We start from the raw sequence: 20,403 nt of genomic DNA, 5'->3' as shown, positions 1-20,403 counted from the left end.
AACTCCTGCTTCAAAAAATTGAATCCTCCTCAGACTCTCTTCTAGAAGAAACTTTGGACTTTCTGCGCTTTTTGAATACCAAATAAGAATTAAAAAAAAAGATACACAGCACCCATAAGTTAAGCCAGAAGAGATCCAGCAATTCCTAGAAGAACAACCAACCAAAAGTTCTACCCTACCGTTTGTCAGTAATCCAAGTCTCTCGCTGTTCCCCCTGAATCGACTGTACAATTCCAAACCTTTCCTCAATTTTGCGTGGTAGAGTGGATATCCCAAAGATGTAAACGCAATCTTCTTCTGGTTGATCTGTCAAAACACGAATTCTAGCTTCGTTATCTTGTAAACGCTCCATGAAAATAGATGCACAAATTTCAGCATCTTCAGGAATCTCATATACTTCCTTTGAAAAGGTGAATCTCTTCTCCAAACTATTTGCAATTTGGTCGATAAGGTTTTGTTCGGGCAACGGATTTGTGAAGCAATAGACGTATGTTCGGTAGCACTTTCCATCTTCTAGCTGCTCTAAGTCAGGGATATTTCTCAACTTTATCTGACTTGCGTCATACTTCATTTCGTGAACTCTAGATATCTTGTAAAACTGGTAAGATAATTCTTAGTTAGGCATCTGTATTCATAAGTCACAAATCATTGCATAACTAGAATACTAGCTAATGCTGCCTAACATTGTTATCCAATCGCATTGATTGCCATATGATAATTTACAGTGCGATCGCACTTTTTCCCTTTCCCTATGCTCTGCGACTTAGTGGTAGAGGTCGCTGTGCTAAAACTTCCTTATAAAGTTCTTCCACTAGAGTAATATTCTTACTGAGGGTATAGCGGTCTAATACACGCTGTCTGGCTTTTTGCCCCAGTAAGGTTGTTAACTCCGGATGGTCTTGCAACACTGGTAAGAGGGTTTTTAACTGCGATCGCGCTGTTTTGGTACTAATAACTACACCTGCGCCCTTTTCCAATACTTCTCCATCTGCACCCACGTCTGTTGCTAAACAAGCCAACCCACATGCCATTCCTTCTAACAGAGATAGGGACAAACCCTCTACTAATGAAGGCAAAACAAATACATCTGCGCCCCGCAAAATTTCGATGCGTCGGTCTTCATCAGCAACAAAACCTAACCAGATAATGCCGTATTCTGAACCATAAAACGGCTCTAAGGAAGACTTCAAAGGCCCGTCGCCCACAATTAGCAACTTACTACCAGGCCCCATTGCCGACTGTTTCCAAGCCCGGAGGAGGGCTTCAACATTTTTCTCTGGCGCTATGCGACCCTGATAGACAAACAAGCGTTCGGCTTTAAATTCTGCTTTTATTTTAGAAAGTCCTGGAGAATACTTGGCGGTATCAACACCGTTGGGAATTACGGCAATATTTTCTTCCCGCACGCCCATCCCTGCCAATAATTCTCGCTGAATTTGAGAAAATACAATCACCCGATCGTAGTTAATTAAAAAAGGCGCGTAGAGCTGATAAGCCAAAAGTTGTGTTCCAGATATCAGCTTTGCCCCCTTGCCAGCAAACGGTGTGTGAAAAGTGGCAATTAGGGGCAACCTCAGTTCCTCACAGATTTCCGGTAGAAAAAAGTCTAGAGGAGATAGCGTCAAGGAAGCATGGACTACATCTGGCTTGATTTCCCGTAGCGAATCGGTTAAAAGTTTGGTGGCTTTAAAAGTCGGAATTGTATAAACCTGGGACTTATAAATGAAAGGTAGGGAAACCTCTCGAAGATTTGGCCAATTGTCAGGTTCAGACTCTTCCTGGGCGAAGTGAAGAAAGCTAACTTGATGTCCCCTATCTAGCAAGGCATTTGTAATTTCTCGACTGTAGGTGACATTGCCGCAAAAGGGCGATTTTTTTCCAATCCAGGCTATACGCATTCTTTATTTAGCTGTAAGAAAAGCGGGTTTGTTCTATTACTTTTGTGTCCTTGGTGATTTTTATTTTATCTAGCTATACTTGCTGGTTTTTTATTTATTAAAAATTTCCATAACACTCTACTTTAAAAAGCTTATTCTCAGCTGATTAAACCAGTAGATTTATGGCTTTATTTCTTCTACCTATAAGTTGTTAATCTCTGATATTTAAACAACTTATTCTGACTAATGTCAGATTCATATCCGGCAAGTATGTGATAAATTTTCACTGACCACAGTTTACCATGAACACAAAAGCTTTAAGTAAATTATAATTACTTCAAGTTAATGAATAATAGCTCCTATTAGCTGATAACTACTTATGTGAGTTATACCAGGTTAATATACCTCCTGAAAAGACGATCGCTGCTAATCCCAAAAAAACTACCTGTAATCCCAGAAAGGTTTCTGCTACACCTGCTAATGCCAAAGGTAAGGAGAGAGCAATATTAATTACATTGTTCTGCAAGCCAAAGACTTTACCACGCATTTCTGGAGGTGTTTCTGTTTGGATCGCTGTTTGCATAGGAATACCTACTAGCGCCCCGAAGATACCTAATAGCGCCACCAGCAGGAGGATTAGCCACAGTTGGGTTGTAAATACTGATAGACCAATCAGGGATGCTGTCATGCCCATACAACCGTACAGACTTAGTTGGGTATAAGAGAAGCGTTGACCAAATTGACCGAGAATTGTTGCTCCAGCAGCGATGCCAACACCGCCGGCTGCTAGTAAAAAGCCAAACTGTGAGGCTTTCATGTTGGGAATTATTTCTGCCATGCGAACGGCTAGAACAGTTAATGCTGCAAAGACGGAAAATAAGATAATCAGCTGAAGCAAAGCATTGCGGACGCGCTGATTTGCTTTGAGGTAGGCAAAACCATCCCGTAAGTCAGAGAATACGTGGGGGAATTCTGTATCGGGGTCGTGGTGTTTTTCGTTAGTTGCCAGGAGAAATAAAATTAGTCCAGCGATCGCATAACTACCACCTACTAAAAATTCTTTACCTAAACTACCACTACCACCAATTTGCAGCCAAAGTCCATCGGCGATCGCTAACAACGGTTCTCCGACGGCAAACCCAACAATCACTGATGCCATCATCGTTGTCGTGTAAAGCGAATTTGCCGAAAGTAAATGCTGTTCTTCTACTATCAAAGGAATTGCTGCCTGTTCTGCCGGTGCAAAAAACTGCGTCAGTGTGGAAACTAAAAAAGTTACACCCAGGATGATCAAAAAACCCACTGGCATTACTCCTATGGGTTTCCAGCCATGAGTCAACCACAGCAGGAAGGGAATTGACAAAACCAGGATGCCGCGCCAAATATTCGTTGCCACCAGCACAGCCTTTTTCGACCAGCGATCGACAAACACACCAGCAACGGAACCAAACAATACAGCTGGAATAGTAAAAGCCATCATCAAGACTGATACCCAACCACTAATACTCTGATTACTTGCTTGAAACTGAGTATTAATCAAGGCAATCATCAGCACCAAATAAACTTTATCTGCTAATTGGGAGAAAACTTGACCACCCCAAAGAGCCAGGAAATTAGGGTTTTTTAATACGGGCAAAAACCCCTTCTGTTTGACATTTCCTAAAACAGCTTCTGAACCTGAACCAGAGCCATCTAATTTCGGTGGTTCTTTTTCTGGGAGAGAGCCTGCTGGCAAACTTTGCCCGTTGCTATCTACCTCAGCAGTGGTTAATTTGTCCTCAGATTGTGTTTCTGATTGACTTGGAATATCAGTTTTTGGAATTTCTTCTGTCCAACTTTGATCGTTTTTAGAAACGTCTTCTGGAGACATTTCTTGGCTATTGATTTGACTAGGTGTACATTCGGAAACGGCACTCAAGTGATTCTTGACTGGAGGATCTAATGCCCCATTCTGTTTTTTGACAAGGCTTGGTGACAAAGGCAGGATTTTTTTATCCAAATCAGACGGTTGCATCATGGTTGGCAGCAAAATAAGAGTCGATCAAGGTAGCAGAGCGAATAGGGCGACCTAATTGATACTGAGCATACTGGCGTAAAATCTGCTCAACAGATAACCAGTTATGATCTCTAGCACCATCAATTTGCATTATCTCTGGTTGTGACAGATGCTGAAGCAAAGTCAATTCCATAGCACCCGGACGACTAGAAATCACAGGTATTTCTTGCCGATGCACAACAACTGTTTGAGAGCCAGGTTTTGGAGGTGATGGGATAATGGGGTGATTGGGTGATGGAGAAAAAGATGAATTTCTTTGTATCCCCCTCTCCCTTTCTCCCTCTGTTCGTAAACGTTCCCAAACTTCTAAGCAAACCGCTCCACCTGCAGGAATGCTAAATCCTACCTGCCAGTTGGGGTCTGTAAAGTCTGGCTTAAGGGGGCGCCCAGATAGGCAACAGATTTGCACTTGTGGTGTTAGTCCTGCTAAGGCTAAAAGATGAAACACCCCATGAGCCAGATGAGCCAAAACACCAGACGCATTTGCAGTAGACAACGCCTCCAACCGATGCAGATGTTCATTGAACAACTCATAAAGTTCTTCTTGGGGTTGTTCGCTCAAAGCTTGACACAGGACTATTTCTGCTAAATACTGACTAGCAGCCAATTTTCCCAAATCTTTAGCTAAACCAGGATAAGTTTTTAACGTCTGTGCTTGAGTAATTTTATCAAGCGATCGCCCTTTCGCGATCAATAGTTCATTGACAACAAACATTCCACTCCTGCCGCCCAGGCTGGAGTTGTGCTTACGTGCCCCTGGAGCCACTGCTCGAATCAGTCCCAACTCCGGTGTCAAAATCGTCACTATTTTATCTGATTCTCCCAGCACCTGGGTTTTAAGATTAATTCCGGTTGCTTTGTAGGTTCTACTCATTAGTAATTAGTCATTAGCCAATCAATTTCGGATTTGGGATTTTAGATTTTAGATTAACCCCATACTCAAGGTAGGAGCTTGGGAAAGGAATGCAAGGATTTCAGATTTTAGATTTTTCCATAGTTGAAACTAGTTGCTCTCAAACCAGGTGTAAATTTTGAATCCTCAATCCAAAATCCAAAATTTAAAATCTAAAATTGGTCATTGGTCATTAGGTTAGGACAAAGTACAAATGACTATTCACCCTTTCCCAGGTTATCGCGCTGGCGGATCAAATCGATACCGCGAGATGTGCCTAATCTAGTAGCACCAGCTACGATTAAGTCTAGGGCTTGATTGATAGTGTGGATACCACCCGAAGCCTTAATTCCCACCCTTTCTTTTGCCAATTCCTGCAAAAGTCGCACATCTGCCACTGTTGCACCACCATTCCAACCTGTACTAGTTTTTAAGAAAGCCGCCCCCGCCTCCATAGCTATTTCAGCAGCTATTTTTTTCTCCGCATCTGTCAACAGGTTGGTTTCCAAAATTACCTTGACAGTTTGCCCAGTCTCTTCGCAAATTTCGGCAATTTCCCGGTGGACTTCTTCAGTTTTACCAGCTTTCAACCAGCCCAAGTTCATTGCCACATCCAACTCAGTCGCCCCATTTTCTGCTGCTTCTTGAGCCTCATACAGCTTGACTGCTGAAGTCGTTGCACCAGAGGGAAAACCAATCACCGTACAGACTTTTGGGTTCTTGCCGTGGAGGAGTTCGGCTGCTTGTTTGACATAGGCGGGATACAAGCAAACCGCCGCAAAATTGAATCTGTATGCTTCTTCACACCACTGCTTAACTTGCTCTGGAGTAGCCGTTGGCGTTAACAGGGCGTGATCGATAAATGGCGCAATATCAATATCTGGATAGTCTGCTGCCATCGTGTCTTCTGCCAGTAATTGATTATTAAACTTTATAAAAAATTAAAACATTTCTTATATATATATTAAACCACATTTATTACGAGTTTATTCTGAAAACAAACTGCTGACTTATTTTGGATGTCGGCTTTGGAGATTTCCCGGAATTACTGTAAGTGTTTAAGTTGACATTAGGCATAGTAAGATTAGGAATATCAACAGCATTTTTTACGCCAGATCCTAAGAAATCAATAATAGTTTTAGCTAACGCCTTCGATGCCAAATATGGTACGCCATTACCAATAGTTTTAAACATATTCGTGAGCGACATATTCTCTGGAAGTACAAAATTTGCAGGCAAAGATTGTATGGCTAAAGCTTCCGCCACAGATATTCGCCGGATTTTATAGGGATGCAAATGTACCTCATTATTTCCATAGCAGGCTGTCGGAGAGTAACGCCATCTGTGCAGACGCTTGAAAGACTTTTTAGAATCATCTCCTTCATCAATAGCAGCAAACCTTGTGATCCCTGCCCTTGGTTGAAAACAGTTCTCAGCATTAGGATGCTTCAGCACATTATTTTTTCTAAACCAGTATTCAACTGTTAATTCTTGAGGTATGCCATCAGGACAAGGCATTATGGAATTTTCTTGAAATGGTTCGCACTTACGCCAAAGATAAGCAAAAACCTTTTTTTGAGGATATAAAATGTGATTTATCCAAGGAAAATATCCCTCAGGTAGTAACTTTTCACTACCGAGTTTTATTCCTCTATCCTTGATCAAACTATTTCGGAAACCAATGAGAATAATTCTTTCTCTATCCTGGGGTACACCATATTCGATAGCATTAATTAACCGCTCTATTAATATATAGCCTGCTTCCACTAATTGTTGCTTGAGCGATTCAAAAAATAAACGGTGCTTTGTCGTTCTCCACAACCCCTTAACGTTCTCAAATAAAAAGAAATCTGGAAGATTGCGGCAAATTAATTCAACGTAAGAAGCGGAAAGCTTGCCATTATCTCCTAAACGTCCTCTATTTTTCCCGCCAATAGAAAAATCAGGACAGGGAGGCCCGCCAATGAAGCCCACAATATTATTAGATTTGCGGCAGTCTTGTACTAACTCCCGGAGGTGTTGTGTTTCTAAACCTTCGAGAAGTTGGGTTACATCTCCTGCTTGTCCGTTATGATACCCGTATTCTGGCAACGGGAGATTGAGAACCTGCCGTGAATAGCGGTATGCTGCCATGAATGAGGAAAAAATTTCATTGACGTAAACAATATTAAAACCACTGGTTTCAAAACCTAAATCTAGGAGTCCTGAACCAGCAAAAAAGGAGAAAATACAAGGGCGATCGCTCATTGAATAACTAATATTGTGAAATCGGTCTTAATTAATATCGAGAAACATAGGGTTTCTACTTACGTACCAGTTAGAAATAAACACTTAAAATAGTGCTTATAATAGTAAAAAAAGTTCACAGGTTGCCTATGTATTTAATATCAAAGTTTACTCAATCTTTAAGAAAAATCCCTGACATAAAAAGAGTCTGAAGTCACAATTAAATATAGGAGTTTCCAAGCTCCAAATCATGTTTAAGACAAATATTTGTCATTAAATAAAAAACCGGGTTACTTCGGACTAATTTTTATGCGGATTTTAATTTACTCCTACAACTACTATCCAGAGCCAATTGGTATTGCCCCACTGATGACCGAATTAGCAGAGGGACTAGTGAAGCGTGGGCATCAAGTGCGCGTAGTCACCGCTATGCCCAACTACCCTGAGCGTCAAATTTACCAGGAATATCGGGGCAAGTGGTATGTCAACGAATACAAAAATGGCGTTCAAATTCAACGCAGTTACGTTTGGATTCGTCCCCAACCCAACCTATTAGATCGGGTGTTACTAGATGCTAGTTTCGTTGTCACTAGTTTTGTGCCTGCCCTCATCGGTTGGCGCCCAGATGTTATTCTCTCAACATCGCCATCCTTGCCAAGCTGTGTACCAGTCGCTCTTTTAGGATGGTTACGTGCTTGTCCTGTAATCTTAAACCTACAAGATATATTACCAGAAGCAGCAGTCCACGTCGGTCTACTAAAAAATAAATTGCTTATACAGTTATTTACAGTGTTGGAAAAGTTTGCTTACCACACTGCCAATAAAATTAGCGTCATCGCCGATGGGTTCGTGGACAATTTGCGATCCAAGGGCGTAGAAGCTAACAAAATTGTGCAAATTCCTAACTGGGTTGATGTAAATTTTATCTGCCCTTTGCCTAAAGAAAATAACCCTTTCCGCACAGCACATAATCTGAATGGCAAATTTGTAGTACTTTATTCTGGTAACATTGCCCTAACCCAAGGCTTAGAAGGCGTTGTCAAAGCTGCTTCTGAGTTGCGCCATATCCGAGATATTGTTTTTGTCATCGTTGGAGAGGCAAAAGGTTTACAGCGATTGCAACAGGAATGTCTAAACTGTGGCGCAGATAATGTTTTGCTACTGCCATTTCAACCCCGCCAACATTTGCCACAAATGTTAGCAGCTGCTGATGTTGGCTTGGTGGTGCAAAAGAAAAATGTTGTATCCTTCAATATGCCGTCAAAAATTCAAGTGCTACTTGCCAGTGGAAGGGCCTTAGTTGCCTCTGTCCCTGACAATGGTACAGCAGCAAAAGCTATCAGGCAAAGTGGCGGCGGAGTTATCGTTCCTCCAGAACATCCTCAAGCTTTAGCAATGGCAATTTTAGATTTGTACCAAAACCCCGAAAAAGTCAAAACTCTGGGTTATAAAAGTCGTCAATATGCGGTTGAACACTATGCTTTTGAGCAAGCTTTAAATCAGTATGAGTCGTTGTGTTACTCATTGACGGTAGATTGTAGAGCAATTCAGTCCACAAGAGTTACAGTATCGAGAGCAGAAAGCCCATGAGGATGTAACCAACTCAGAAAGTCGCAATTTTACCCTCGCTATCTAAATAACAACAGATTTTGAGGGTGGTTAATTAATTCTGGGGGTTTAAGTCAAGAGCAGTTGTATTGTAGTTTTTAGTAGACAGCCGAAAGTATAGATGTGACGTTACCTGCAAATTATTAGTACAGCATGGTGGAAAGAATTATCTAGAAAACAGCAAGGTATTAGTTTCTGACCGGAGGCGGAGTGTCTCCAGCTTCGCTCAATCTCTCTCACCTGCTACCTGGTTTTAATCCAGAGTTTTCGTTTTAGCTTACTACTGAAAGTATTCCACCTCTTTGAGAGTAATTAGGTGAGTTACTTCGTTCCTCGTAACTGGAGTTTTGTTCCGTTAGAATGCCACCTTATTACCGAGTTTTTGGATAACGTAGGTATGTCGAGAAAAATCTTCATCCCACCCTTTTTTTCTTATACCCTTTTGGGACTTCCAGCGCAGAAAGCCTAATTTCGCTGGCTTGCAGTAACGGTGATTCAAGTAGTGACTTAGATGAGAGTTATCCATAAGGACTTACTCACAGGACACCACTTTTAGGCCAGTACAGCGCGGCGGAAATAAACAACCCATTTCAAATCAACGAAACGTTTACGCTGTATTTCTTTTAACTTTTGACTTTTGACTTTTGACTTCCGCCTTGCAGTGCTAGTAGCTCTTTTTGCTTTTATCCCCACTTCACCGATTGAGGGCTAGTCTCTACAGTGGGAGATATGTGTTTTCACTCCTACGTATAGAAGATAGGGGTTGTCGTTTTCTAGGGTACTTACGCTCACTTGTAAGGTTATGAAGTTGTCATCTACAAGGGATTAAAGTGCGAACTCAATCCTAATGAATTACCTTGTAAAAGCCAGTCATCCCCCGATTGCTCGGTTTCGACTGAACGAATCGCACTTAAAAAGCTGCATAATAACCATCCGCAACTGCTGATTGCTGATGTCGAAATATAAACAGCCAATTATCAAACCAGCTTCCATAGACACCTATTTTTTTGTTAGTATTCAAAAAAACCTATTGACACATTTTCAGATCAATTGTTTGTTATTTGTAAGTAAATGTAAACAATTGTTTCAAAAGAAAGAAAGCACATGAGGTTTAATGACTGATTATTTCCAAGGAAATTTCCCATTACAATCTGTCCCACTGACAAAAAGTGTGGTAAAAAGCCACGCCCAAACTGAAGAGACGAGCGAAAAATTAGCTGCAACGATAGCAGAAGCTGCATCAGACCGCAAAGCGGGTGAGATTTTATTGCTCAAAGTAGCAGAGGTATCTTACCTGGCTGATTACTTTGTGATGATGACTGGCTATTCTAGAGTACAAGTAAGGGCGATCGCTCAAGCAATTGAAGGAAAAGTCGAAACTGAATTGCAACGGCGTCCCATAAGGACAGAAGGAAAAGTCGAGGGGAGTTGGGTACTACAAGACTACGGTGATGTGATCGTTCATATCATGATGCCCAAGGAACGGGAGTTTTATAATTTAGAAGCGTTCTGGATTCATGCAGAACGTATTTCCCTTCCAGAATCTGATGAGGGTGAGAGTAAGCCAACATGATTAGGTCTTCGGTTTCAAATTGCCCAGTTCCCACAGACCAACAACCGCTCAATGAGTATGAAGAGTTAAAAACTTCCTGGCTGTTTCGTGATAGCACTTTAAATTGGCGCAAGTATATCACGAAAATTGTTTGGATTTGGAGTTTATCTTGGCTGGTAGCAGGACCTGTAGCTGCGGCGAGTTTTCCTGCCCACAAGTATATTGCACATTTTATCCTTTGTGGTGCAGCAGGAGCGAGTGTCGGAGTAGTGCTGGCACTGGTAAGGTTGTACTTAGGGTGGTTTTACGTATGCGATCGCCTTTGCAGTCCCACAGTATTTTATGAAGAGTCCGGCTGGTATGACGGCCAAACTTGGACGAAACCACAGGAAGTCCTCAACCGCGATCGTTTAATTGTGGCATACGAAATCAAACCTATTCTGCGGCGGTTACAATTTACCGTTGCTGGCTTGGCGGGAATGTTCGTTATTGGTACGATAGTTTGGCATTTGTTTTAAAAGTTAGGAGTCAGGAGTTAGGAGTGATTAATGAAGAGTCCTGAGTATGGAGTACTGAGTTAAAAGACCGCCCACAAAGAGCGGGCATATACCGAGAGCATCAAAATGAAGTACTTTTTACTTTACTCAGAACTCAAAACTCACCAGTGAGTTTGGTTAATAATTCATAATTCTTAACTCCTAACTCCTAACTAAAAAAAGGTGATAAATATAAACCCATGACAATGGGAAAACGAACTCAAGCCACAGCACTGGAAGTCCGGTTGCTGCGGGAAGGTATTATTGAATCCAAGCATATAGTCCAGGCTGTTGTATGCGACGAACGGGGGCGGGTTCTAACCGTAGCCGGAAATTCTGAAACTGCTACATTTATTCGTTCAGCGCTCAAACCATTTCAGGCACTTGCAGTCACCACCACGGGTACACTGGAACGCTATAATCTCAGCGATCGCGACTTAGCAATTATCACAAGTTCCCATAAAGGAAGAATAGATCAAGTCCGACAGGTATTTAATATCCTTTGGCGGGCTGATCTTGACCCGACTATACTCCAGTGTCCAATTCCTGAAGGTAAACGCAGTCCTCTGGAGTACAATTGCTCTGGTAAACATGCGGGAATGTTAGCCGTTTGTCAGCAGCGCCATTGGCCCTTGAATAACTACTTGGATCGCAAGCACCCAATACAGCAGTTGATTTTGGGCAAAGTAGCAGAGTTGCTGCGAATGCCAGCTGAAGAATTTATCAGCGCTCATGATGACTGTGGCGCACCAACTTATCTGATGCAACTCGGTCATATGGCGTCTTTGTATGCGCTGTTAGCCTCTAGTACCAATTTGGATATGGAGCGCATCCTCCGTGCTATGACTCATCACCCCGCGATGGTAGCAGGAGATGGAGAATTTGATACGGAACTGATGCGCTTAACTCCAGGGGAACTGGTCAGTAAAGCTGGTGCCGAAGGAGTGCAGTGCATTGGTAGACTCGGTGAAGGCATGGGATTGGCAATCAAAGTCATGGATGGGGCAAAACGGGCAAAACATGCCGTTGCTATTCACTTACTCCAACAAATGGGTTGGATTAGTCCCAGCGCCGCCGAAAGCCTCTCAGAAAAGTTTGTGACTTTGGGAAAATACAAGCGTTTAGAAGTAATTGGAGAATTATCATTTTTGTAGTTGCCAAACTCTTAACTATAGGTTATGCTATAAAAGTTAAGAGCGACGCGGGATAGAGCAGCCTGGTAGCTCGTCGGGCTCATAACCCGAAGGTCAGTGGTTCAAATCCACTTCCCGCCACCAAATAAAAAATAAAACAAAACCCTACAATCAATAAAGATTGCAGGGTTTTGTTTTATTTTGATCTATTCTGGAAGAAATAGCCATCCAAAAAGCGCGGAGAATCATGGTTGTAAAGTTGCAGCGACCAATTTTAGTGGGAGGATTGGGACTGTCCTTTTCCCTGTGGATGTTACAAAGTTGGCACGATTCTATAGTGCAGGTGGGTGAGTTTGGTTTATTGAGTGCTTTAGCTGTAGGCGGTGGTTTGTGGTTATTACAGCAAAATCGCCCGAAAGACAGTTTAGAGCAGCTAGATGGTATGCTCGTGGATCGGGCGACTGGGGAAAGTGCGATCGCTAAAACTGAAGCCGTAATAAATCAACTGGCACAAGAAGCAGAAAACCATCTGGCATTAGAGACACTCAGAGAACAAATTGCCCAATTATTATTGGAATTAGACAGGCAAGAAATTAAAGTGGCTGTGACTGGCGGTAAATCCGTGGGTAAAAGCACTTTAATGCAAGTGCTACAAAATGTAGAGACACGAAATTTAGTGTCTTTAGAAGAGACAGCACCTTTATTTAGAGAAGTAAGTGACAATTCAGATGCAGCTATTTTGGCAGAAGTGGCAAAATCTGATTTTGTTCTGTTCCTGACAAACGGTGATTTGACAGACTCAGAATTTCAAACCTTACAGCAGCTAAAAGCAGCAAATCAGCCTACAATCCTGGTTTTCAACAAACAAGACCAGTATTTAACCGATGAAAGCGCCAGCATCTTTAGTCAATTGAAACAGCGGATGCAGGGAAATGTAGTTGCAACTGCGGCCTCTCCCATTGCCATCAAAGTCCGAAAGCATGAGGCTGATGGTTCTGTGCAAGAGTGGATGGAACAACCAGCACCAGATATCCAGCAGTTGACGCAGCAGTTGGATGAAGTTTTGGCACAGCAAGGACAACGGCTGGTTTGGGTAACTACCATCAGAAAAGCCGGGTTGTTGAAAGCTGAGGCGAAAAACTGGCTGAATGGAACCAGACGCGATCACGCTACCCCAATTATTGAACAATATCAGTGGATAGCAGCAGCAGCTGCCTTTGCTAACCCAGTACCAGCCCTTGACATCCTAGCGACTGCGGCAATTAATGCTCAGATGGTAATGGATTTGGGTAATATCTATCAGCAGAAGTTTTCCTTGGAACAGGCGCAAACCGTAGCTGGAACAATGGGAAGTTTGATGTTGAAACTGGGTTTAGTTGAACTTTCTACAAAGGCGATTAGTACTGTTCTTAAAAGTAATGCTATTACCTTTGTTGCTGGTGGCGTGGTGCAGGGAGTAAGTGCAGCTTATCTGACTAGGGTAGCAGGGTTAAGTTTAGTTGAGTATTTCCAACAGCAGGAAATAGCGATAGATTCCGGGACTGGTTTGAATTTGGAGAATTTGCGGCAAACTTTGCAAAAGGTATTTGGGCAAAATCAGCAAATTGGTTTTTTGCAGGGGTTTGTTAAGCAAGGTATGAAGCGTTTGTTGCCAGAGGTGCAGCCGATTGAAGTAGTTGGTGTTCAGAAGGCGGTGGGTTAAGTTCACGCAGAGGCGCAGAGTTTTTCTTAGCATCTTTGCGCCTTTGCATTAGGCTGAAAAATAATTATTTAGGTTTTGAAACCAGCGCTTTTAACATTGTTTATATCAAAGATATCTTCTCACAATTCATGCCAGCATATTGTTAAGCAGAGGATGACATTACATGGTACTGTATGGTGAACCTAAAATTTACCCAAGCCTAAAATAGGCTTGGGTAAATTTTAGAATTTTCGTGATTGGGAGTTACCAAAAAATTGTGAATAAAGGTAGTTAGCTAAACAGCACCACTGTTTCTCTTAAACAGAATAGCTATAGTTTTGAAAATTAGCTTTAAATCGTACACCAAACTCCAATTTTTTTGATACTGCAAATCCAAGCGAATTACATCTTCAAAACTACGGACTGTAGAACGCCCATTTACTTGCCATTCGCCAGTCATACCGGGTTTAACATCTAAACGTTGCCACTCCGGTACTTCATAGCGTTCCACTTCATCAGGTGTAGGTGGTCGGGTGCCTACTAAACTCATCTCTCCTTTGAGGACGTTCCAAAATTGGGGTAGTTCATCAAAACTCGTTCGCCGTAAAAAGCGCCCTACCTTGGTAATTCTGGGGTCATTCTCATTTTTGAAAAAGGCACCTTGCACTTGGTTTTTGACTTCAGATTTCTTCGCTTCCGCATCCACACACATGGAGCGGAATTTCCAAATTTCAAACCGCTTCCCCATCCAACCACAGCGGGTTTGACTAAAGAAAATGGGTCCGGGATCATTAATTTGAATAGCGCTCGCAATCGGAATAAATAAAACTCCTGTAATTAATAAACCGATCACTGACCCTACAATGTCTAATAACCGTTTCATCCAAGATGCCACAGAAGGGTGAGTAGTGGGTAACTGCTCTACTTTCCGGGAAGTTGTCTTCCGAATATCTACTAAGTCTTCTTGTTCTATTAGCGATGCCTCATCCACAAGCTCTAAAGGAAAAACCTGATCCAATCCTGTGAGTTTTAGGACTGCCATTACCTGAGGTGTTACATTCCGCAGTGTTAATGCAATCCCTTTGGACTGGGCGTATTTAAAATTACTGACCAGCGCACCTAAACCACTACTATCTATAAAAGTAGTTTGGTGAAAGTCAATAATGATTTGCTTAGGATGTGAATTGGGTTGGATTAAGCTTTGGCAGGTTTGTTTAAAACCTAAAGCCTCCAGCACGCTCAACCGTGTGGGCACCTGCATTATAGCCGTGTCATCTAGGGAATTAACTGGAAAATCGACCTCTGTCGGTTGGCTAGTCATGAAGCTCTGCACTTTCGTTGCCATGTATAATGTAATCTACCAAACATTATTTTGTCCTATAAAATTACTTAATCTAATATTGGAATCAGTAGTAATAAGGACTAATTGCTATTTATCGGGGCTGAGATTGGAGATCGCTAGCGACGATTCACAATAGAACAAGAAGCCAAAAAACATCCTTGCTGTTGTGCCGACGCAGCGCGATCGCGTTGCTCTAATCAAATGATTGCTAAAACTACGGTTACACCTACCGCACGCCTAGTTGAGGTCTTTTCTGCCATTCAAGGGGAAGGACTGAATGTAGGGACGCGTCAGATATTTATTCGTTTTGCTTTGTGTGATTTGCACTGTCACTTTTGTGATAGTGCCCACACTTGGAATGCACCTGCTACTTGTCGGATAGAGCGATCGCCTGGATTGCGCGACTTTGAAATCCACTCTAACCCTGTCCCATTACCCATATTAATCGAATGGGTGGAACAGCAAAATCTACCTTGTCTACACGATAGCATTAGCTTAACTGGAGGCGAACCACTTCTTCATGCCCCATTTTTAATCCAGTTTCTCCCCCAAGTGCGAGCCATAACTGGTCTACCTATATACTTAGAAACTGGCGGACATCGCCCCGAACAACTGGCGATGATTCTCCCCTACTTAGACTCTGTAGGTATGGATTTCAAATTGCCCAGTGTCAGCGGTGAAAGTCATTGGCAAGAACATGCTAAATTTCTCCAATTATGTCATGATTCATATTTAAATGTTTTTGTCAAGATAATTGTGTCTCAAAACACAGATCCAGCTGAGTTGGAACGTTCAGCTTTGCTGGTGGCAGAGGTTAGTCCAGATATCTCAGTATTTTTACAACCTGTTACGCCTTTGGCAGCATCTGAACAATTCTCCCCAATACCTGTACTTGCCCCTACGGCTGATCAAGTTTTGACGTGGCAAGCTTTAATGAAGCGGTTTGTGAAGCAAGTGCGTGTGATCCCTCAGACGCATAAAATGCTGAACCAGCTGTAAAATTTGAGTTTGATAAAGATGTAGTCAAGAAAAAAGTAAGATTTTATGAAATAGTCATTGAGCTGCTGCTAATCAGGGAGGCAGCACCCCCTCAATAAGCAATCTAGTTATCTCAATCAAAAGACCTCTAAGAGGTTTTACGCAGTAAAACCGTCCCTCTGGGAGTCGGAGAGAGAAAGACTTGAACTTTAGTTCAAGGCAGGGAGAGGTTCCTCGAACTCATGTTGATTTAGGTATTATGTGGGGTGGGTAATACCCACCCAACCTACTTTCTGGTTTCTACAGTGCGCCCTCATCTGGAATTTTGGATTTACCTTTTGCCTTATTGGCACTGCGTTTGAGGGCAGAGAGTCTTGCTTCGTATTTCGACCGTTGGCGCTTACTAGGAGTATTATCAATCAGGGTTTTTAAGGCGCTACCTAGACTTTTGTAGGCATTGGGGAGGCTATAACCAAAACGAGTTGCTAAGGCGATCGCTTTTTCATCAGCATTTAGCAATTCTCTTAGTTGCTTTTCACCACTATTCTTTTGGTACAGTCGCCACCCTGACACGCCACAAAGCGACAAAGCTAACACCAATAGCAATCCATCTTGTACCCACAATTCGCCTACAGCGCCACCTAAACCGATGGCTAGTGCTGCCATTTCCCAACCATCTTTAGGAATTGTGTCATTTTGAACGCGAGCAACTTCATGCCAGAATAGCAGATTACGCTGATCCATTGCGAGGGCATCCCATTTCACCAAGTCAATTTGAATTTCTACCTGGTCTTTACCAATTTCTTCGCAGCGAACCAGGGGTGGATTGACCTCAGTTGTGCCTTCAACCGTGACCCAGCTCTGTAATTCTGGCGGTAGTAAGCCTTTCAACCGCCGAAGTTCACTCATTTCCGCTTTGGCAGAGGAGGTTGCATAGGATGTCATAATATCCAGCCCCAGAAAATTTCAGTATATAGTGAGGGTATCACTTTGGAGTATAGCTATTTAAGTGATGATCCGTCTCAGTCGCGCTTAAAACTTCCTCGCTTTTTTCGCGCTTCCATTGCTTTTTCTAGCAAATCTAGCAATCCTGGAGCTTCTTCTTGGATACTGAGTAACAGTCTTTCCCCAAGTTCTATATTCCCCGGATCAAGACCTGTTGCCATCACTTCTTTTAGGCGAGGTGCCGCTATGCCATCCACAATCTGAATTAACCCACTCAGACAACGGTGAAATTGCTTTTCTGTGAGAATCGAGTCTTCTAGAGGAAATTCAATAATCGCACGGATTTCGCCATCAGATGGGTCATACTCCCATTGCAACATTTTGGTTTCCCAGGAAATGGCAAGCATTGTCTGTAAGATAGCTCCTTTGTGAGGATGGTCTTGGATTACTGCCAGAACTTGAGGAGCAAATACCCTGAAAAATTTTCCTTCTTCATCCAACTGGACAACTATCAGAAAATCTTCTAGGTTATCAGCTTCCACACCTGTTATAATCCGGTCTTCTTGATCATCAAAACGGTAGTCCCAACCAAGGTTGTCTAAATAGTTGGCAATTTGTTTGAGGTTAGCTCCCATAAAAGCCTCATAAGGAACATGGAGCAGCTGTTAACAGACCTAGTTTAACCTGCTAGGGGTAGTTGTTTAGGTTGGTGTGGCTACTTCTGCTCACATAGAAGTATGCAATTAGGGCACGGGGTAAAACAGTTTGTCTTTTCCGAGTTCCGAGTTCTGAGTAAAGAAGTGAGATTCCCTACTCAGCACTCAGGGTTCGACTGAGCGCTCACGCCAAAGTCACTCAAAACTTTTGATGGGCATTGGGCATTGAAGATAGAAAAAACAGATGATCATTCTGTGCTGTAAATTATATTTTATGAAGGACTATTACTGATTATTAAAGAAGCGATAATCACTTTTTGTTAAATATTACCCAGTCAACGATATAGCACTAATAACTTCAATTTTAATATTATCTTCTAGGTTCAATGAATGTATTACTAGAAGCATGATGGCAGCATTTTAAATCAAACTCGAAAGCTGAAGCCAAGTTAAGAGAATTTCTACATAGCATCTGAGGCTTTTGGAAATATAAGTAAAAACTTAAACTACCGCTTTTAAAAGCGAATAAATATAGCCCAGAGGCTGGTAGAGTTTTATATTACAAGCAACAAATTGTTTTCACAAAATGATTGTAGTGAGCAATACATTTTTGATTGTCTAGTATCAATGAAGTTTATGCGTAAATCAGCTTTAATTATAGCGATCGCACCCTTAGTCTTTGCGATCGCTGCTTGTGGTGGAGAGTCAGGTAAAACAGCAAATACATCCAGCCCTCCAGGCAGTACTCCAGCAGCACCAGCAAATCGAAATCGCTGGGCTAGTGTTAAAAGTCGTGGTCAAGTAATTTGCGGTGTCAGTGGCGAAGTGCCAGGGTTTAGCTTTGTGGGAACTGATGGTAAATATAGCGGCATTGATGTGGATGTCTGTCGCGCGATCGCCGCAGCTTTGTTTGACAACCCAGATGCAGTAGAATTTCGCAATCTCAATTCTAAAGAGCGGTTTACAGCTTTGCAAACTGGTGAAGTAGACGTTCTCAGCCGTAATACTACCTGGACACTTAGTCGCGGAACCACAGTCGGTCTAGAATTTGCACCTGTGGTCTTTTACGATGGACAAGCGATAATGGTTCGCAAAAATAGCAACATTAAGTCCTTAGCAGACCTTAAAAATAAAGCCATCTGCGTTCAAACTGGAACTACTACTGAACAGAACTTAGCAGACCAAATGCGGAAAAGGGGCATCACCTACAAACCCGTTGTCTTTGAAGACGTTAACGTTACCTTTGCTACCTATGCCGAAGGTCGTTGCGACGGGATTACGGCTGACCGTTCAGCATTAGTTTCGCGAGGTACGATTCTACCTAAACCAGAAGATAACGTGATTCTTGAGGAAGTGATTTCTTCAGAACCCCTTGCACCAGCAGTTGCCAAAGGAGACACTAGGTGGGGTGATGCTGTTAAGTGGGTGGTTTATTCGCTGGTCAAGGCTGAAGAGTTAGGTATTACTTCTGAGAATGTAGGTCAGTTCGCCACTAGTACTGATCCAGATATTAAACGCTTTTTAGGAACTGAAGGCAACCTTGGTGAAGGACTCGGCTTAACTAACGACTTTGCAGCCAGGATAGTCAAGCACGTCGGCAACTATGCTGAGATTTACGATCGCAACCTTGGCCCCAAGACAAAACTTAATCTAGTTCGCGGTCAAAATCAACTCTGGAGCAAAGGCGGACTGCTTTATTCTCCGCCATTCCGGTAGAAGAGGGCAGGCGGGCAGGAGAAGCAGGGGGAGAAATAATAAATGACTAATTCAAAACCGCCTATATGGCGTGATAATCGCTTTTGGCGCATTACCTTACAACTCATTGCCGTATTTTTAGCAGCAGTTGTAGTAGTAATACTGTGGGGCAATCTCAACCGCAATTTGCAGCAATTGGGTATTCAGTTTGGTTTTGATTTTCTTAAGCAACAAGCATCTTTTGATATTGGCGAGACGCTGATTACCTACAAACCTACTGACACCTACAGTCATGCTTTGTGGGTGGGGTTAATCAACTCCTTGCGGGTGGCGGTTGCAGGAATTTTTCTCACAACAATCGTCGGGGTAGGTGCTGGGGTTGCCCGACTTTCTGATAACTGGCTAGTGCGGAATATCACGATGGTTTACGTGGAGGTTTTCCGCAATACCCCCTTACTGCTGCAATTGCTATTTTGGTACTTTGCTGTTTTCCTAAGTTTTCCCAAAACAGAAAATAAGATATCCCTTTGGGGTTTTATTGGCGTTAGTCAAAATGGCTTACAGTTCCCTTGGTTTACTCTATCACCAGAGTTTTCAACTTTGCTGTTGGGATTAACTTTTTACACGGGTGCGTTTATCGCTGAAATTGTCCGAGGTGGGATTCAATCAGTAGCTAAGGGACAGTGGGAAGCGGCGCGATCGCTAGGATTAAAACCAGGGTTAGTTATGCGGCTGGTGATTTTTCCCCAAGCCTTGCGGGTAATCATTCCACCATTGACGAGTCAATATCTCAATTTGACGAAGAATACCAGTTTAGCGATCGCGATCGGCTACCCCGATATTTATTTTGTCGCCTCCACCACTTTTAACCAAACGGGGAAAGCCGTTGAAGTAATATTACTGATTATACTCACCTATCTCACCTTGAGTTTGACCATCTCTATAGTTATGAATTTATTCAATCGCAGCGTGCAAATTAAAGAAAGATAAGGGGGATGGGGGAGATGAGGGGGATAAAGAAGCAGTTTAAGTTGAGATTTGAGCCTCTGAACTCGGAAGTTGCACCTTTGAACTCGGAAGTTGAGCCTTTGAACTCGGAAGTTGAGCCTTTGAACTCGGAAGTTGCACCTTTGAACTCGGAAGTTGCACCTTTGAACTCGGAAGTTGAGCCTTTGAACTCGGAAGTTGAGCCTTTGAACTCGGAAGTTGCACCTTTGAACTCGGAA

17 protein-coding genes, 1 tRNA gene and 1 pseudogene are annotated in these 20,403 nt (G+C 42.5%); 10 read left to right on the top strand and 9 right to left on the bottom strand.

What is annotated here, in order from left to right; translation table 11 throughout:
- Positions 1 to 175 precede the first annotated feature (175 nt).
- The 6 genes from V7K46_RS28130 to V7K46_RS28105 form a co-directional block, all read right to left on the bottom strand.
- Positions 176 to 571: a hypothetical protein gene (locus tag V7K46_RS28130; protein WP_335119117.1), complete on the bottom strand. Its 396-nt coding sequence runs from the start codon at positions 569 to 571 to the stop codon at positions 176 to 178.
- Positions 572 to 749: 178 nt separating this feature from the next.
- Positions 750 to 1,898 carry a glycosyltransferase family 4 protein gene (locus tag V7K46_RS28125; RefSeq protein ID WP_335119115.1) on the bottom strand — a complete coding sequence of 383 codons (1,149 nt, stop codon included), beginning with the start codon at positions 1,896 to 1,898 and terminating at the stop codon, positions 750 to 752.
- A gap of 352 nt (positions 1,899 to 2,250) precedes the next feature.
- Positions 2,251 to 3,891: an MFS transporter gene (locus V7K46_RS28120; protein ID WP_335119252.1), complete on the bottom strand. Its 1,641-nt coding sequence runs from the start codon at positions 3,889 to 3,891 to the stop codon at positions 2,251 to 2,253.
- The gene (gene recO, locus V7K46_RS28115) at positions 3,878 to 4,807 is read right to left on the bottom strand and encodes a DNA repair protein RecO (RefSeq protein WP_335119112.1); all 930 of its coding nucleotides are present in this window, start codon (positions 4,805 to 4,807) and stop codon (positions 3,878 to 3,880) included. Before recO ends, V7K46_RS28120 begins: the two co-directional genes overlap by 14 nt.
- A gap of 236 nt (positions 4,808 to 5,043) precedes the next feature.
- Entirely contained in the window at positions 5,044 to 5,724 is a 681-nt protein-coding gene (gene deoC / locus V7K46_RS28110) for a deoxyribose-phosphate aldolase (RefSeq protein ID WP_335119110.1), read from the bottom strand.
- A gap of 79 nt (positions 5,725 to 5,803) precedes the next feature.
- Positions 5,804 to 7,072 (bottom strand): DNA cytosine methyltransferase, encoded by a 1,269-nt coding sequence (locus V7K46_RS28105; RefSeq protein WP_335119108.1) that lies wholly within the window; start codon positions 7,070 to 7,072, stop codon positions 5,804 to 5,806.
- Positions 7,073 to 7,360: 288 nt separating this feature from the next.
- On the opposite strand from V7K46_RS28105, the gene V7K46_RS28100 reads away from it, so the two are divergent.
- The 6 genes from V7K46_RS28100 to V7K46_RS28075 all read left to right on the top strand — a co-directional run bounded on the left by V7K46_RS28100 (position 7,361) and on the right by V7K46_RS28075 (position 13,582).
- On the top strand, positions 7,361 to 8,641 hold the full coding sequence (locus tag V7K46_RS28100; protein ID WP_335119106.1) for a glycosyltransferase family 4 protein: 1,281 nt from the start codon (positions 7,361 to 7,363) through the stop codon (positions 8,639 to 8,641).
- A 1,132-nt stretch (positions 8,642 to 9,773) separates the two neighbouring features.
- Positions 9,774 to 10,232, top strand: coding sequence for a ribosome silencing factor (gene rsfS / locus V7K46_RS28095; RefSeq protein ID WP_335119104.1), 459 nt, complete (start codon positions 9,774 to 9,776; stop codon positions 10,230 to 10,232).
- A complete protein-coding gene (locus tag V7K46_RS28090; protein WP_334721967.1) occupies positions 10,229 to 10,729 on the top strand; it encodes a CGLD27 family protein in 501 nt (166 codons plus the stop codon). Before rsfS ends, V7K46_RS28090 begins: the two co-directional genes overlap by 4 nt.
- A gap of 218 nt (positions 10,730 to 10,947) precedes the next feature.
- Positions 10,948 to 11,901, top strand: a complete 954-nt coding sequence (locus tag V7K46_RS28085; protein ID WP_335119101.1) for an asparaginase — start codon at positions 10,948 to 10,950, stop codon at positions 11,899 to 11,901.
- Between the two features lie 46 nt (positions 11,902 to 11,947).
- A tRNA-Met gene (locus V7K46_RS28080) sits at positions 11,948 to 12,024 on the top strand.
- A 103-nt stretch (positions 12,025 to 12,127) separates the two neighbouring features.
- Positions 12,128 to 13,582: a YcjF family protein gene (locus V7K46_RS28075; protein WP_335119099.1), complete on the top strand. Its 1,455-nt coding sequence runs from the start codon at positions 12,128 to 12,130 to the stop codon at positions 13,580 to 13,582.
- Between the two features lie 274 nt (positions 13,583 to 13,856).
- Here the strand turns inward: V7K46_RS28075 and V7K46_RS28070 are convergent, their stop codons facing one another.
- Positions 13,857 to 14,906 carry a sugar transferase gene (locus V7K46_RS28070; RefSeq protein ID WP_335119097.1) on the bottom strand — a complete coding sequence of 350 codons (1,050 nt, stop codon included), beginning with the start codon at positions 14,904 to 14,906 and terminating at the stop codon, positions 13,857 to 13,859.
- Between the two features lie 198 nt (positions 14,907 to 15,104).
- Between V7K46_RS28070 and V7K46_RS28065 the strand changes: the two genes are divergently transcribed.
- Positions 15,105 to 15,902: a 7-carboxy-7-deazaguanine synthase QueE gene (locus tag V7K46_RS28065; RefSeq protein ID WP_335119095.1), complete on the top strand. Its 798-nt coding sequence runs from the start codon at positions 15,105 to 15,107 to the stop codon at positions 15,900 to 15,902.
- Between the two features lie 279 nt (positions 15,903 to 16,181).
- On the opposite strand, the gene V7K46_RS28060 is transcribed toward V7K46_RS28065, so the two are convergent.
- Entirely contained in the window at positions 16,182 to 16,826 is a 645-nt protein-coding gene (locus V7K46_RS28060; RefSeq protein WP_335119093.1) for a DUF3318 domain-containing protein, read from the bottom strand.
- Between the two features lie 77 nt (positions 16,827 to 16,903).
- Positions 16,904 to 17,461: a hypothetical protein gene (locus V7K46_RS28055; RefSeq protein WP_335119091.1), complete on the bottom strand. Its 558-nt coding sequence runs from the start codon at positions 17,459 to 17,461 to the stop codon at positions 16,904 to 16,906.
- Positions 17,462 to 18,118: 657 nt separating this feature from the next.
- Between V7K46_RS28055 and V7K46_RS28050 the strand changes: the two genes are divergently transcribed.
- The 3 genes and pseudogenes from V7K46_RS28050 to V7K46_RS28040 form a co-directional block, all read left to right on the top strand.
- A complete protein-coding gene (locus tag V7K46_RS28050) occupies positions 18,119 to 19,198 on the top strand; it encodes an amino acid ABC transporter substrate-binding protein (RefSeq protein WP_335119089.1) in 1,080 nt (359 codons plus the stop codon).
- A 42-nt stretch (positions 19,199 to 19,240) separates the two neighbouring features.
- A complete protein-coding gene (locus V7K46_RS28045) occupies positions 19,241 to 20,167 on the top strand; it encodes an amino acid ABC transporter permease (RefSeq protein ID WP_298920476.1) in 927 nt (308 codons plus the stop codon).
- 41 nt (positions 20,168 to 20,208) lie between these two features.
- Positions 20,209 to 20,403, top strand: a pseudogene (locus V7K46_RS28040) (hypothetical protein); the annotation flags it as partial.

Source organism: Nostoc sp. (assembly GCF_036917395.1).
Classification (GTDB): Bacteria; Cyanobacteriota; Cyanobacteriia; order Cyanobacteriales; family Nostocaceae; genus Nostoc.
This window is presented reverse-complemented; position numbering and strand designations above follow the sequence as displayed.